Origin of the sequence: Halococcus sediminicola (genome assembly GCF_000755245.1) — an archaeon.
In the GTDB taxonomy this organism is placed as follows: domain Archaea; phylum Halobacteriota; class Halobacteria; order Halobacteriales; family Halococcaceae; genus Halococcus; species Halococcus sediminicola.
On record NZ_BBMP01000006.1, the window covers coordinates 109,887 to 122,073 of the forward strand.

The 12,187-nt window shown below is 65.1% G+C and carries 12 protein-coding genes and 1 pseudogene; 10 read left to right on the forward strand and 3 right to left on the reverse strand.

Annotation, left to right across the window (positions count from 1 at the left end):
* Nucleotides 1-62: 62 nt before the first annotated feature.
* From ACP97_RS21130 to ACP97_RS03510, 9 genes and pseudogenes are all read left to right on the forward strand, one after another.
* Nucleotides 63-773, forward strand: a pseudogene (locus tag ACP97_RS21130) (ferritin-like domain-containing protein); the annotation flags it as partial.
* 60 nt (nt 774-833) lie between these two features.
* Nucleotides 834-1,934 (forward strand): DUF302 domain-containing protein, encoded by a 1,101-nt coding sequence (locus ACP97_RS21135; protein WP_394297696.1) that lies wholly within the window; start codon nt 834-836, stop codon nt 1,932-1,934.
* A gap of 81 nt (nt 1,935-2,015) precedes the next feature.
* Nucleotides 2,016-2,786, forward strand: a complete 771-nt coding sequence (locus tag ACP97_RS03480; RefSeq protein ID WP_049996454.1) for a hypothetical protein — start codon at nt 2,016-2,018, stop codon at nt 2,784-2,786.
* A gap of 67 nt (nt 2,787-2,853) precedes the next feature.
* A complete protein-coding gene (locus ACP97_RS03485; RefSeq protein ID WP_049996455.1) occupies nt 2,854-3,126 on the forward strand; it encodes an NADH-quinone oxidoreductase subunit J in 273 nt (90 codons plus the stop codon).
* A complete protein-coding gene (locus ACP97_RS03490; RefSeq protein ID WP_049996456.1) occupies nt 3,123-3,527 on the forward strand; it encodes a hypothetical protein in 405 nt (134 codons plus the stop codon). Before ACP97_RS03485 ends, ACP97_RS03490 begins: the two co-directional genes overlap by 4 nt.
* Entirely contained in the window at nt 3,527-3,829 is a 303-nt protein-coding gene (nuoK, locus tag ACP97_RS03495; RefSeq protein WP_049996457.1) for an NADH-quinone oxidoreductase subunit NuoK, read from the forward strand. Before ACP97_RS03490 ends, nuoK begins: the two co-directional genes overlap by 1 nt.
* A gap of 2 nt (nt 3,830-3,831) precedes the next feature.
* Nucleotides 3,832-5,832 (forward strand): NADH-quinone oxidoreductase subunit L, encoded by a 2,001-nt coding sequence (gene nuoL / locus ACP97_RS03500; protein ID WP_049996458.1) that lies wholly within the window; start codon nt 3,832-3,834, stop codon nt 5,830-5,832.
* Complete coding sequence (locus ACP97_RS03505) at nt 5,833-7,356, forward strand: complex I subunit 4 family protein (RefSeq protein ID WP_049996459.1); 1,524 nt, start codon at nt 5,833-5,835, stop codon at nt 7,354-7,356. It begins immediately after the preceding gene.
* A complete protein-coding gene (locus tag ACP97_RS03510; RefSeq protein WP_049996460.1) occupies nt 7,357-8,832 on the forward strand; it encodes an NADH-quinone oxidoreductase subunit N in 1,476 nt (491 codons plus the stop codon).
* A gap of 287 nt (nt 8,833-9,119) precedes the next feature.
* On the opposite strand, the gene ACP97_RS03515 is transcribed toward ACP97_RS03510, so the two are convergent.
* From ACP97_RS03515 to ACP97_RS03525, 3 genes are all read right to left on the reverse strand, one after another.
* The gene (locus ACP97_RS03515) at nt 9,120-9,482 is read right to left on the reverse strand and encodes a HesB/IscA family protein (protein ID WP_049996461.1); all 363 of its coding nucleotides are present in this window, start codon (nt 9,480-9,482) and stop codon (nt 9,120-9,122) included.
* Nucleotides 9,483-9,578: 96 nt separating this feature from the next.
* Entirely contained in the window at nt 9,579-10,475 is an 897-nt protein-coding gene (gene rocF / locus ACP97_RS03520; protein ID WP_049996462.1) for an arginase, read from the reverse strand.
* 37 nt (nt 10,476-10,512) lie between these two features.
* The gene (locus ACP97_RS03525) at nt 10,513-11,430 is read right to left on the reverse strand and encodes an NAD-dependent epimerase/dehydratase family protein (protein ID WP_049996463.1); all 918 of its coding nucleotides are present in this window, start codon (nt 11,428-11,430) and stop codon (nt 10,513-10,515) included.
* 135 nt (nt 11,431-11,565) lie between these two features.
* On the opposite strand from ACP97_RS03525, the gene ACP97_RS03530 reads away from it, so the two are divergent.
* Nucleotides 11,566-12,090, forward strand: coding sequence for an Rrf2 family transcriptional regulator (locus ACP97_RS03530; RefSeq protein ID WP_049996464.1), 525 nt, complete (start codon nt 11,566-11,568; stop codon nt 12,088-12,090).
* The last annotated feature ends 97 nt before the right edge of the window (nt 12,091-12,187 follow it).

Consider the following 12,187-nt stretch of genomic DNA (forward strand, 5'->3'; position numbering starts at 1 on the left):
CGTATATGAAATCGGGTATCACTCCGGCATAGATTTTTACCGTTAGTGGACGAGACGACTGTATGGACGATTCGACCGAGAGACAGGATCGACGCAGCGAGAACGGACGTTCGCGGCGGGCGTTCATGGGTGATGCGACGCTCGTCGGCGCGGGTGTGGCCGCGCTGTCGGTCGCCGGCGTCGCGGCCGCCAACGACGACAACGGCGATAGTAGCGGCGAGAACAGCGACGACGTGAGTGACGTCGACGTGTTGAACTACGCGCTCACGCTCGAACACCTCGAAGCGGCCTACTACAACGACTTCCTCGACAACTACTCCGAAAGCGAGGTCGAGCGCTCGGAGGTCGCACGGTATTTCGCACGGCCGACACTCCAGTATTCGACCTACCAGCAGATTCAGGACGTACGCGACCACGAAGAGGCTCACGTCGAGACGCTCACCGAAACCATCGAGGACCTCGGCGGCACCCCAGTCGAGGCCGCCGAATACGAGTTCCCGTACTCGTCGATTCAGGAGTTCGTCGCGGTCGCCGACCGCCTCGAAGCCGTCGGCGTCTCCGCTTACGCCGGTGCCGCGCCGCTGATCGATAGCGACGAGGTGCTCGCGGCCGCGCTCTCGATTCACTCCGTCGAGGCGAATCACCAGACGTATTTCCAACTCCTAAACCTCCAGCGGCCCGCACCGAACGCCTTCAACCCCGCGCGCTCGATGGATCAGGTCCTACCGATCGCCAAGCAGTTCATCGTCGGCGAGGACGGCGGTGACGGGAACGGTCTCGTGACCGCGACGAGCGACGCGAGCGTTTCGGCGACCGTCGAACGCATCAAGGGAATGATCGAGAAAAAGGGCTTGAAATCCATCGCAACTGTCGACCACGCCGCGAACGCCAATTCGGTGGGGATGGACCTCCGGCCGACGACGCTGCTGGTCTTCGGCAATCCCTCCATTGGAACGCCGCTGATGCAGGCGAGTCAGTCCACCGGGATCGACCTTCCCCAAAAGATGCTCGTCTACGAGGACGAGGGCGGCCAGACGAACGTGGCCTACAACGCTCCCGAGTATCTCGCCGAACGCCACGACATCACGGGGCAGAACGGTCGCTTGGAGAAGATCGCTACCGTGCTCGAAGCGCTCGCTGGCGGCGACGTGGAGAGTTCGAAGGCCGACCCGAGCGGTCTGCTCGCCGGCGGCGACGGTGTCGTGACCGTCGCGGGCGACGAGAGCGTCGATGCCACCGTGACGCGCATCGAGAACGCGCTCGCATCCAAGGACGCCATCTCGCTCGTGACGAGCGTCGATCACGCCGCGAACGCCGATTCAGTAGGGATGGACCTCCGGCCCACGACGCTGCTGGTCTTCGGGAACCCGAACCTCGGCACGCCGCTGATGCAGGCCAATCAGTCCATCGGCATCGACCTTCCCCAAAAGATGCTCGTCTACGAGGACGAGGGTGGGGACGTCGAAGTCGCCTACAACGACCCCCGATTCATCGCCAAGCGCCACGGCATCACCGGGAAGGACGACGTGCTCTCGAAGATCGAGGGCGCGCTGCGATCGATCGCCACCGGTGACTCCAGCGGCGACGGCTCCAATGGCGAAGGCGAACTCGCGGTCGCGGGCCTGAGCGCCGACGCCGACGGCACCGACGCCAACAACCTGAACGACGAGTACATCACCTACGAGAACACTGGCGACGGTCCGTTGAACCTCTCGGGCTGGACGGTCGCGGACGATTCGGACACGACCTACACGTTCCCCGACGGGTTCACGCTCGAACCGGGCGCACGGGTCACGCTCTACACCGGCAGCGGCACGGACACCGACACGGAACTGTACTGGGGGCGAGCGAACGAGGTCTGGAACAACGGGGCCGACACGATGACCGTCGAGAACGCCGACGGGGAGATCGCCCTGCAGCGTTCGTATCCCTGACATCCGGCCGTGACGAATCGCTATCGGGACCGACGGTCGCCCGAACCCGTCGAGAGCGATCTATCACTCGGTGAGTGGTGAATGGACGACGACCGAGCCGACGACCACGGCGGGTTCGTCTTCGGCGACGAGCGGGCGGCCGACGCCGACGCGACCGACGACCGTGTTCCGCGGAGAGCCGTCGCCGCTGCCGTGTTCGTCGTCGCCCTTCTCCTGTTCGCTGCCGTCGCCTATCCGTTCGTATTGAGCGCCGTGACCGGACTGTTCGGCGGTGGCTCCGACGATGCTGGGGCGGCGAACGGAACGACCGAACCGGGCGACACGTCCGGTGGCGAACTCGCCGGCGAGCAGACCACGACGACCGACGCGCCGGGGGAGCGAGCGGACACGACGCCCGACGTACGGACGCCGACCGATACGGCGAAAGCGACGGCGACCGCAACCGACGGATCGACACCGACTGCAACGCCCACGCCGACCCGGACGGACACGACTGAAACGGCCACGGCCGACACGGCCACATCGGCCGCACCGACGGTCGAATCGTTCACCGTCACCGACCGGTCGGCGGGTGGGACGGCGCGCTTCGACGTCGGCTGGAACGTCACCGACGCCGATAGCGACCTCGTCGCGGTCCGAGTGACGATCGTGGCCGACCCGGACGGTGAGGCGCGCACCGTCGCCCAACGCCGATTCGACGCCGGTGGGGCACGGACGGCGGGCGGGGGCAGCTTCGAGGTCCCCGAGGGGAGCGGCGCAGCCTACGAAATCGGCATCGAGGTCGCGGATGGCGGCGACAATACGGCCTTCGAACTCACGCGCGTCGTCGCCGACGGCGAGCCCGATAGCTGATCGGTCGCCGCCACGCGCTCGCGCGGGTCTCGAAACCTTCAAACACCATCCCATACGAGGTGGCACAATGGCAGCTTTACCGTACGAGACGGTCGCGTTTGCGCTGTTCGCGCTCGTCACCGTTGGGAGCGCCGCCGGCGTCGTCCTCATGGAGGACGTCTGGCACTCGGCGCTCATGCTCGGGGTGGCGCTTCTGAGCGTCGCCATCCACTACGTGATGATGAGCGCGGAGTTCCTCGCCGCGATGCAAATCCTCGTCTACGTCGGCGGCGTGCTCATCCTCATCACCTTCGCGGTGATGTTGACCCGCGTCGACGACCCGAAGGAGGCAGTGTCGTGACCTCCCGACCGAAACTGCGACTTGGCAGTCACCTCCTGCCCGGTCTCGTCGCGGTCGCGCTGTTCGTCGTCTTCGCCGCCGTCTTCCTGACGAGTTCGTTCGACGCGCCGGCGGGCTTTCCCGGTGGCGGGTCGGTGACGGCATCGATCGGCTACGCTCTGTTCAATCTCGACGGCGGGGCCTACCCGAGCGAGGGTTTCCTGGTCGCCTTCGAGATCATCGACCTCGCGCTCGTCGCGGCGCTCGCGGCCGCGGTGATGCTCGCGAAGACCGAGGAGAACGGTCGTATCGCCGGCGCGCTCCGGTTCGTCTCGCCAGACCGCGACGCCGACGACGAATCAGAAACCGCCGCGCGCGCCGACGGTGGCCGCGACGTGGCGAGCGAGAGGGAGGGTCGCTGATGGTTCCCGTCCAGTACTACCTCCTCCTGTCGGCAGGGCTGTTCTGTATCGGTCTGTTCGGGATTCTCACCCGCCGGAACGCGCTCGTCTTCCTCATGAGTGTGGAACTCATGCTCACCGCTGCCAACATCAACTTCGTTGCCTTTTCGTTCCAGCACGGGAATCTCACCGGACAGGTGTTCAGTTTGTTCACGATCGCACTCGCCGCGGCGGAGGTCGCGGTCGGCATCGGCATCGTCCTCGTCCTCTACCGCAACTTCCGCGGCGTGGACGTGACTGAAGCAGCGACGATGAGGTGGTGACAATGGCGGCATTCGATTACGCGCCGGCGATCGCGCTCCTGCCGCTCGCCTCGTTCGTCATCGCGCTCTTCGCGGGCAAGTACATGCCCAAACGCGGCGCGCTCGCGGGCATCCTCGCCACCGGCGGCTCGCTCGTCCTCTCGATTTGGATGGCGTTCACCGTTGCGGGCGGCAGCTCCTACAATCAGGTGCTCTACACGTTCGTCTCGCCCGAGGCGTTCGACCTCCACCTCGGAATCCTCATTGACCCGCTCGCGGCGATGATGCTGATCATCGTTTCCTTGGTGGCCTTTCTCGTCCACGTCTTCAGTCTCGGCTACATGAACGACGAGGGCGAGATCGGTCTGCCCCGCTACTACGCCGGTCTCGGGCTGTTCACGGCGAGCATGCTCGGATTCGTCCTGGCCGACAACCTCTTCATGGCGTTCATGTTCTTCGAGATGGTCGGCCTCTGCTCGTGGCTGCTCATCGGCTTCTGGTTCCGCGACGATGCGCCGCCGAGCGCGGCGAAGAAGGCCTTCTTAGTCACTCGCTTCGGTGATTACTTCTTCCTCGTCGGCGTCGTCGCCGTCTTCGCCACCTTCGGAACGGCGACCTTCGCCGGTCCCGAGAGCTTTGTGCGACTCGCCGAGGAGGCCCTCGCCGGCAATGCGGGCGACGTCTCCACGTTCGGTTTCAGCGCACAGACGTGGTTCGCGGTTCTCGGACTGCTCGTGCTCGGCGGCGTCATCGGCAAGTCCGCCCAGTTCCCGCTGCACACGTGGTTGCCCGACGCGATGGAAGGCCCTACCCCCGTGTCGGCGCTCATCCACGCCGCGACGATGGTCGCCGCCGGTGTCTACCTCGTCGCGCGTATGTACGGTTTCTACGCGCTGCTGCCCACTGTGCTCGCCATCATCGCGTTCATCGGCGGGTTCACCGCGCTGTTCGCGGCGTCGATGGCGGTCGTCAAACGCGAGATCAAGCAGGTGCTCGCGTACTCGACCATCTCCCAATACGGGTACATGATGCTCGGGCTCGGCGTCGGCGGCTACGTCGCCGCGACCTTCCACCTGATGACCCACGCCTTCTTCAAGGCACTCCTCTTCCTCGGCGCTGGCTCGGTCATCATCGCCATGCACCACAACGAGGACATGTGGGACATGGGTGGCCTCAAGGACCGAATGCCCGTCACCTACTGGACCTTCCTCGCCGGCTCCTTGGCGCTCGCGGGCATCTTCCCCTTTGCGGGCTTCTGGTCAAAAGACGAGGTGCTCTACGAGGCGCTCGTCCACGGCCTCAACGACCCGCTCCTGTTGGGTGCGTACGCGATGGGCCTGCTCGCCGTGCTCTTCACCGGATTCTATACTTTCCGGATGGTCCTCTTGACCTTCCACGGCGAGCCACGCAGCGACACCGCCAGAAACCCCCACGGCGTGGGCTGGAACGTCAAGGGTCCGCTCGCCGTGCTGGGAGTGCTCGCGGTCGTCGCCGGTTTCATCAACATGGTGCCGGTGGCCGAACTCACGGGACTCGAAATCGAGTTCCTCCACAAGTGGCTCGAACACGGTATCACGGGCGTGAACTCCGAACACTACGGCGAACTGCTACACGACGTCGCGGGCTACACCGCGGCCGAACTCTCGCCGCTGATTCCGGCCGTAGTCTCGCTGGCGCTCGCGCTCGCCGGCGCGGGACTGGCCTACGTCCTCTACCGTGGTCCCGCACCCGACGCACACACCGACCGACTCGGCAGTCTCAAAACGCTACTCATGAGCAATTACTACCAAGACGAGTATCAAGTCTGGCTGGCGAACGCGACCGCACGGGTCGCGCGCGCGGCCGATACGTTCGACCAGGGAGTCATCGACGGCGTCGTCAACGGCGTTTCGGGCGTGAGCCTCTTTTCGGGCAGTCGCGTCAAGCGCGTCCAAACTGGTGTCGTCACCAACTACGCCGCGCTGCTCTCGCTCGGACTGGTGGCGCTGTTGGTGGTCTTCGGCCTGCTCGGGGGGTGGTTCTGAGTGATCATCGAACTCCTGCTCGCGTTCTGTCTCGTCGGTGCGGTCGTGGTGTTCGTCCTGCCCGACGAGTACGCGCCCATGGGTGCGCTCGCGGCGAGTCTGTTCCCGCTCGTGACGAGCCTCGTCATGTGGTTCGACTTCGACGGTTCGGGCAACGCCTTCCTCGCGGGTGGCGATTTGGCCTACGAGACGATGGTCCAGTGGATATCGCTGGGACCGTATGCAATCAATTGGCACGTCGGCGTCGACGGCATCAGCATGCCGCTGGTCGTCCTCGCCACGCTGCTGACGACGCTGGCCATCCTGACGGCGTGGACGCCCATCGACGAGCGGCGCTCGCAGTTCTACGGGCTGATGCTGCTCCTCGAAGCGGGCCTGCTCGGCGTGTTCGTCGCGCTCGATTTCTTCGCGTGGCTCGTCTTCTGGGAGGTCGTGCTGGTCCCGATGTACATGCTCATCGGCGTCTGGGGCGGCCCACGGAGAAAGTACGCCGCCGTGAAGTTCTTCGTCTACACCAACCTCGCGACGCTGGTGATGTTCCTCGGGTTCATGGCGCTCGTGTTCGGACTCGGCGATTCGGTGTCGACGCTCGACATGCCGGCGATCACACAGGCGATCCGCGCCGGTGAACTCGGCTCGCTCGCTGGCGTCGCGCCGGGAACCATCAAGACCGTGGCCTTCATCGCCATGTTCGCCGGCTTCGCGGTCAAGGTACCCATCGTCCCGGTCCACACGTGGCTGCCAGACGCTCACGTCGAAGCGCCGACGCCAGCGTCGGTGATGCTGGCCGGTGTGTTGTTGAAGATGGGGACGTATGCCCTGCTGCGATTCAACTTCACCATGCTGCCCGACGTCGCCGCAGAGCTCGCGCCCTTCATCGCGCTGTTGGCGGCCGTCTCGGTCATCTACGGTGCGATGCTCGCGCTCGCCCAACAGGACCTCAAACGCATCGTCGCCTACTCCTCGATCTCCTCGATGGGCTTCGTCATCCTCGGATTGATCGCCTACACCGAATACGGGCTGGGCGGGGCGACCTTCCAGATGATCTCTCATGGGCTGCTCTCGGGCCTGCTCTTCGCCTGCGTCGGCGTCATCTACAACACGACGCACACGCGGATGGTCGGCGATATGTCCGGGCTCGCCGACCGCATGCCGGTCACGACCGGCATGTTCGTCGCGGGCTCGTTCGGCTACATGGGGCTGCCGTTCATGGCCGGCTTCATGGGCGAGTACTTCATCTTCCAGGGCGCGTTCGCCGCCGACTTCGCCGGGTCGATGGTCTTCACGGCGGTGTCGATGTTCGGCATCGTCATCGTCGCGGGCTACTTCCTCTACGCGATGCAGCGCACCCTCTTTGGAGAGTACCGCCTCGAAACCGACTATCAGGTGGGGCGGGCGGCCGTCCACGACATCGTGCCGCTGGCGGTGCTGGTCGTGTTCGTCATCGTCCTTGGTACTGCGCCGAACATCTTCTTCGACATGATCACCGATGCGGTCGGTCCGATGCTGGGGGGTGGGCTGTAGATGGCTCCGCTTCCCGACTGGGCGACGCTCGCGCCGACGCTGCTGCTCGCGCTCACGGCGCTCGTGCTGCTGGTCATCGACAGCATCAGCCCGCACACGAAAAACCGGAACCTGCTCGCGGGCACGACGCTCGTGGGGACACTGGCCGCCCTCGCCGCGGCGGCCGGGCTGCTCGTCACCGGGACGGGCACCGATGGTGGCATCTCCATCTACGGCGGCCAGCTCATCGTCGACGGGATGAGCCTCTTCTTCACGGTGATCTTCACGAGCGTTGCGGCGCTCGTCACGCTGGCGAGCTACGACTACCTCGCCGGCGAGACCGAGCAGGCCGAATACTACGCGCTCGTCATGCTCGCCACCACCGGGATGGCGCTGATGGCCTCGGCGGGCAGTCTCGCGGTCGTGTTCGTGAGCTTCGAGTTGCTCTCGTTGCCCTCCTACGCGCTGGTCGCGTTCATGAAGGACAACCGCGGCAGCGTCGAGGCCAGCCTGAAGTATCTCCTCATCGGCGCGCTCTCGTCGTCGATCCTCCTCTACGGCATCAGCCTCGTCTACGGCGTCACCGGCGGGCTGCTATTCGAGACGGTCGCCGAGAACGTTCAAAACAGTGGTCTCACAGGCATGCTCGGCATCGGCGTGCTGATGGTGCTCGGCGGGTTCGCGTTCAAGACCGCGAGCGTGCCGTTCCACTTCTGGGCACCGGAGGCTTACGAGGGCGCACCGGGACCGATCTCGGCGTTCCTCTCGTCGGCATCGAAGGCCGCCGGGTTCGTCGTTGCCTTCCGCGTGTTCACGATGGCCTTCGGCCTCGACATCGTCTCCAGCGTGGATTGGGTGCTCGCCTTCCAAGTTCTGGCCGTGGTGACGATGACGCTCGGCAACTTCGCCGCCGCGACCCAGGACAACGTCAAGCGGATGTTGGCCTACTCCTCGATCGGGCAGGCGGGCTACGTGCTCATCGGGCTGGCGGCCCTCGGCGGCGGTCAGAACGCGCTCGTGTTGGGTATGAGCATGACCCATCTCTTGGTCTACGGGTTCATGAACACCGGTGCCTTCCTGTTCATCGCGCTCGCAGAACACTGGGAGGTCGGCCGGACCTTCGAGGACTACAACGGACTCGGCTCGCAGGCCCCGATCGCCTGTGCGGCGATGTCGGTGTTCATGCTGAGCCTCGCCGGCATCCCGCTCGGCGGTGGGTTCCTCTCGAAGTACTTCCTGTTCGGCGCGGCCGTCGGCGCGGGCTTCTGGTGGCTCGCGGGCATCGCCATCATCAACAGCGTGCTCTCGCTGTACTACTACCTGCGCGTGGTCCGCGCGCTCTGGTTCGAGGACGCGAACGGCGAGCGCACCATCGAGAGCTACCCGCTCGGTCTCTACACTGCCGTGGTCGCCGCCGCGGTCGTCACGGTGCTGCTGATTCCCGCCTTCGGATTCGTCTCACAGCCGGCCGTCGACGCGGCTGCCGCGCTGTTCTGAATCGGTTTTCGCTTCGATCTATCCGTTATTCACGCTGCCGCCAGCGGCGGCTGTGCGGTTGCGGTAGCGGTTCCTTGCGGATGAAGGGCAAGACCGTGAGCGAAGCGAGCGGTCGAGGGCTTCTGTGGTGCTGTGCGGTTTGCGGAGAGCATCAGCATCCGCGCGAGTGAAACGAGCGCGGTTCGCCGCGAGCGAAGTGAGCGAGCGGGAGTTTTTAGTCCAGGTTTTTGGACGGGGTTCGAGGCGAGCGCAAGCGAGCCGAGGATCCCGTGTAAAAAAGTGGGCGACTATGTTCGGAACGACTCGCCGCAGCCACACTCGCTGACGACGTTCGGATTTTCGACGTGGAAGCCAGCGCCCTGGAGACCGCCCTCGAAGTCGAGGACACTGCCGCCGATGTAGTTCATGCTCGCGGGGTCGACGAACACCCGGAGGTCGTGGTGTTCGTACACTTGGTCGTCGGCTTCGGGTTCACCGTCGAAGCGCATCCCGTAGGAGAGACCCGCACAGCCACCCTGCTGGACGAACAGGCGGAGGCCAGCGACCCCGGTGTCCATGCCCTCGCCGTCGAGGAGGTCGAGCGCCTGCTCGGCGGCGGTCTCCGAGACCTCGATCGTCGGTGTCTCGTCGGCGGTTGCAGCCGTGCTCATACCGAGTACTTCGTCGCCAGCGGGTTAACGGTGACGGCGAGGGTCGTGGGTTGTCGAAGTGCTCGCCAGTCAGCCGTGGGTGGAGCGGTGGGTGAGCTACAGCACGCGCTTGCCGAGCGCGCTCGCGGCGAGTTCGGTGGCGAGTTCGGCGGTCTCGTTGTGCGAGTCGAGGATCGGATTCACTTCGACGACTTCGAGCGAGCGCAGCGCGTCGTCGTGGTCGGCCACCAGTTCCATCGCCGAGTGGGCCTCGCGGTAGGTGACGCCCCCTCTGACGGGAGTGCCCACGCCGGGCGCGTGGGAGGGATCAAGCCAGTCCATATCGAGGCTCACGTGCATCCCGTCGACGCCGTCGGTGGCGACGGCGAGCGCCTCCTCGGTGACCGAGACGACGCCACGCTCGTCGATGTCGGACATCGTGAACGCCGTCATCTCGCTGTCGCGGATGCGCTCGCGTTCTGGATCGTCGACGCTGCGCAAGCCGACGAGCGCGACGTTCTCCTCGGCGAGGTTCGAGGCGTTCGCCCACGGCGTGTCGGCGAAGCTCCCCATCCCGAGTGCGGCCGCCAGCGGCATGCCGTGGACGTTTCCTGACGGAGTGGTTGCGGGCGTGTTGACGTCGCTGTGGGCGTCGAACCAGACCGCGCCGATGTCGGCCCCCCGCGATGCGCCCGCGAGCGTGCCGATGGCGATGGAGTGGTCGCCGCCGAGGACGAGCGGCAGCGCGCCGTCGGCGAGCGTGCCGGCCACCTCGTCGGCGAGTCGCGTACAGATCGACTCGATCTCGGCGAGATACTTCGCGTTGCTCGTCTCCTCGTCCGGGTCGCGCTCCTCGGCGTGTGGCACCGTGAGATCGCCCCGCTCGACGGTCGAGCGGTCGATACCGTCGAGCGCCGCCGACAGACCGGCATACCGTATCGCCGACGGGCCCATGTCGACGCCACGCCGGTCGGCACCGAGATCCATCGGGACGCCGATAGTCCGAATCGTCATGGCGAACCTGTGTGTGGGCGGTATAAAAAACGACGTTTTACTGGTACTGTGCGCAGACGCGCCGGATACCTTCGTCGAAGTCGATCTCGGGTTCCCAGCCGGTCGCCGCCTTCATCTTCGAGGTGTCGGCCATCGTGTCGTGGACGTAGGCGTGGTCGGGGATCGGGTTCTCGATGTATTCGGGCTCGATATCCGAATCGAGTTCGTCGGTAAGGCGCTCGACGAGCGTGTTGATGGTGTAGCTCTCTCCCGTCCCGAGGTTGTAGATGCCCGTCAGGCGCTCCTCGGCGGCACGTTCGAGGCCGCGAACGATGTCGTCGACGTGGGTGAAATCGCGCGTCTGCGTGCCGTCGCCGTAGATCACCGGCGAGTCGCCGTTGGCGATGTCGTCGGCGAACTGGGCGATGAGGTTGGCGAACTCACCCTTGTGTTCCTCGGCGCCGCCGTAGCCCTGATAGACCGAGAAGAAGCGGAGGCCGGCCATGTCCATGTCGTAGTAGTGGGCGAAGTACTCGCCGTAGCGCTCGCGGGCGAGTTTCGAAGCCTCGTACCCCGTACGAGCTTTCACCTCCATGTCTTCCGGTGAGGGTTCGGTACGGTCGCCGTAGATCGAGGAGGTCGAGGCGTAGACCACGGTGTCGCAGCCGTCGGCGCGGGCCTGCTCGACGGTGTTGACGAAGCCTTCAACGTTGACCCGTGCGCCCTTCTGGGGGTTCTCTTCGTGCATCGGGCCCGACGAGAGCGCCGCGAGGTGGAAGACGACGTCGACGTCGGTCGGGAGGTCGTCGTCAAGCACACTCGTTTCGACGAACTCGACTTCAGAATCGAGGTTCTCGGGGGTACCGAGGAAGCCGTCGTCGAGGGCGATCACGTCGTTGTCCGCCGCGAGGTGGTTCGCGAGGTTCGAACCGATGAACCCCGCACCGCCGGTGACGAGCACGCGCTGTCCGTTCATGACTCGACAGCCTCGGCGAACAGTGAAATCTCTATCGGAATTCGTGGCGACGAACCGTCCGACCTGCCCTCCCTCCCGCGGGCCACCGAACCGGCAGCCGCCGGGTTTAAGGTCGGGTGTGACGAATGACACGATATGTCATCTATCGAACTCACCGACAGTCAGAAGAAGATTCTCCAGGAGCTCGTCGACCTCTATCGCGAGAGCGAGAGTGCGGTCAAGGGCGAAGCCATCGCCGACATGGTCGACCGCAATCCCGGCACCATCCGCAACCAGATGCAGAGCCTGAAAGCGCTCCAGCTCGTCGAAGGTGTCCCGGGACCGAAAGGCGGCTACAAACCCACGGCCAACGCCTACAGCGCGCTCGACATCGAGGAGATGGACGAGCCCGAATCCGTCCCGCTCAGCCACAATGGCGAAGTCGTCGAGAACGTCAACGTCCAAGAGATCGACCTCCTCAGCGTCCACCACCCCGAGAAGTGCCGTGCGGAGATCCACATTCAGGGCTCCGTTCGAGATTTCCACGAGGGTGATACCGTGACCGTTGGACCGACGCCGAAATCGAGTCTTGCCATCACGGGCCGGGTCGATGGTGTGGTCGACACCGACAACACGATCATTCTCGACACACAGAACATGAAAGCGCCCGCCGAGGACTGAGACCGCTCCGACACTCCGTCATCCCTGTCCTGCGACACCTACTGCAACCGTCTCGACGGTCGACGAACAGTACCGACTCCGGTGGATAGAAGCCTCA

What these genes read in the sequence shown, in the direction of transcription:
- ACP97_RS03510 (WP_049996460.1), top strand. Translation starts at nt 7,357, where the DNA reads ATGGCTCCGCTTCCCGACTGGGCGACGCTCGCGCCGACGCTGCTGCTC.
- ACP97_RS03485 (WP_049996455.1), top strand. Translation starts at nt 2,854, where the DNA reads ATGGCAGCTTTACCGTACGAGACGGTCGCGTTTGCGCTGTTCGCGCTC.
- ACP97_RS03515 (WP_049996461.1), bottom strand. Translation starts at nt 9,482, where the DNA reads ATGAGCACGGCTGCAACCGCCGACGAGACACCGACGATCGAGGTCTCG.
- ACP97_RS03525 (WP_049996463.1), bottom strand. Translation starts at nt 11,430, where the DNA reads ATGAACGGACAGCGCGTGCTCGTCACCGGCGGTGCGGGGTTCATCGGT.
- nuoL (WP_049996458.1), top strand. Translation starts at nt 3,832, where the DNA reads ATGGCGGCATTCGATTACGCGCCGGCGATCGCGCTCCTGCCGCTCGCC.
- ACP97_RS21135 (WP_394297696.1), top strand. Translation starts at nt 834, where the DNA reads ATGATCGAGAAAAAGGGCTTGAAATCCATCGCAACTGTCGACCACGCC.
- ACP97_RS03530 (WP_049996464.1), top strand. Translation starts at nt 11,566, where the DNA reads ATGTCATCTATCGAACTCACCGACAGTCAGAAGAAGATTCTCCAGGAG.
- rocF (WP_049996462.1), bottom strand. Translation starts at nt 10,475, where the DNA reads ATGACGATTCGGACTATCGGCGTCCCGATGGATCTCGGTGCCGACCGG.
- ACP97_RS03480 (WP_049996454.1), top strand. Translation starts at nt 2,016, where the DNA reads ATGGACGACGACCGAGCCGACGACCACGGCGGGTTCGTCTTCGGCGAC.
- nuoK (WP_049996457.1), top strand. Translation starts at nt 3,527, where the DNA reads ATGGTTCCCGTCCAGTACTACCTCCTCCTGTCGGCAGGGCTGTTCTGT.